Here is a 1,957-nt window from a genome sequence, read left to right as displayed (position 1 = left end):
CGATGCCAACAGCACCGCCCGCGTGACGGTCCAGCCCGGCGCGGTCATCAGCGTGGGCGAAGGCGGCACGCTCGGGCTGATCGGCGCGCTGGTGCGCAACGAGGGCAATATCAACGTGGCGCGCGGCTCGGCGGGCCTGGTGTCAGGCGCGCGGGTGACGCTGGACTTCGAAGGCGACGGGCTGACCAAGTTCACGGTGCCGCTCGAAGGCGGGCTCATGAACACCTCGGTGGCCGGCGTGCAGGCGACCGATCCCACCACCAAGGCGCTGGTGATGAACACCGGCACCATCACGGCCGATGGCGGGCGCGTGGTGCTGGTGGGCGCCTCCGGGCTGGTGCAGCAGGTGGTCAACCAGAGCGGCACGGTGCGCGCGCGTTCGCTGGTCGAGCGCGGCGGCGAGATCGTGCTGGAGGCCATCGGCGCGCAGGTCGACAGCGGCGCGGGCCTCGAGGTGAGCGGCACGCTGGATGCGCGCGGCAATGCGGCCGGCGTGGCCGGCGTGGCCGGCGGCAGCATCCGCACCACGGCCGGCAACCTCAATGTGCTGGCGGGTACGCAAATCGATGCCGGCGGCAATGCAGGCGCCAACGGCAGCTGGACGGCCGAGGCGGGCCGCRATCTCTCGATCGTGGCCGATGCCGATTCCGGCAACATCGCGGCCAGCGTGATCGGCAAGGCCCTGAGCCAGGGCACCGACGTGACGCTGACCACGCGCTCGTCCAGCAAGGTGGCGCAGATCAACGACGCCGTCGTGTTCCAGCCCGGCGCCCAGGTGATCAAGGACGGCGGCGGCGCGGCCACGCTGCGCGTGAATTCGGTGGGCAACATCGACATGCGCTGGGCGGTGGAGGGCGGCGGCGCAACCATCGCTTCCACCAGCGGTGCGCTGAACGTCGATTTCAATGCCGACGCGCAGGGCCTGGCCGCCGCCGAGGCCGGCCAGGCCAACGGCATTGCGGCGGCCATCCGGCTGGACCGCGCGCGCATCGATGCCAACGGGGGGAACATCCGCTTCTTCGGGCAGGGCGACAGCGACAACGGGCGGGCGATCGGCGGTCAGGTCAAGGGCCCGGGTGCCGACGGCGCCGGCGAAATCCGCAGCGGCGTCTGGCTGGGCGGCAGCGCCTTGAGCACGCTCGGCGCGGGGAGCATCTTGCTGCGCGGCGAAGGCGGCACCGGCGAGGTGGGCAGCGGCTTCCTGAGCGCCACCGACGGCGTGCGCATCGACGGCGACAGCACRCTCGGCACGCAGGCCGGCGGCATCACGCTGGCCGGCCGCGGCGCCGCGGGAGGCTCGGGCGTGCGGCTGAACGGCGACGACTATTCGGTCGCCCTGTCTTCCGCAAGCGGCAATATCGCCCTGACCGGCACGGTGCGCGACTGGACCAGCGGCGGCCCGGTCGGCGAGCCGCCGGATGGTGCCGGCGTGCAGATCACCGGCTCCAAATTGACCACCGGCGGCGATGTGCGCATCACGGGCCAGGGCGGCGACCTGTCGGGCATGGCCGCCGGCCTGCGCACGCAAGCCGTCGAATTGAGCACCAGCTACACCGTGGGCGCCTCGAATGGCGTGGCGATCGACGGCGCGCGCATCGAGGCCGGCGCGGGCCGCAGCATCGCGATCACCGGCACGGCCGGCAGCGCAGGCTTCGGCTACGACGGCACCGGCGCGGCGCTGGGCTTCGCGCCGCTGGACGCGACGGTCACTCCGTTTGGCGTGCGGCTTTCGTCCTCCCAGCAGGCCGACGGGCTGCATGCCGCGGGCGGCAGCATCCGGATCGCGGCCGGCACGGGCGACGTGAGCCTGGTGGCCGGCGCCTTCGAGGGCACGCTGCTCGATGCCGCCAGCGCCACCGGCATGGGCGGCAGCATCGGCGTGACGGGGCGCAACATCCTCGCGCAATCGACGGCGGACAGCAGCGGCCTGGCGGACGCCAGCGGCGCGGGCGGCGGC

The 1,957-nt window shown here is 73.3% G+C and carries 1 pseudogene; it reads left to right on the top strand.

Annotated elements, in window-relative coordinates:
* Positions 1-22 precede the first annotated feature (22 nt).
* Positions 23-1,957: pseudogene (locus tag AC1DOC_RS31570) on the top strand (filamentous hemagglutinin N-terminal domain-containing protein); the annotation flags it as partial.

This window comes from Variovorax sp. 01T439_2 (genome assembly GCF_056398445.1).
This window is presented reverse-complemented; position numbering and strand designations above follow the sequence as displayed.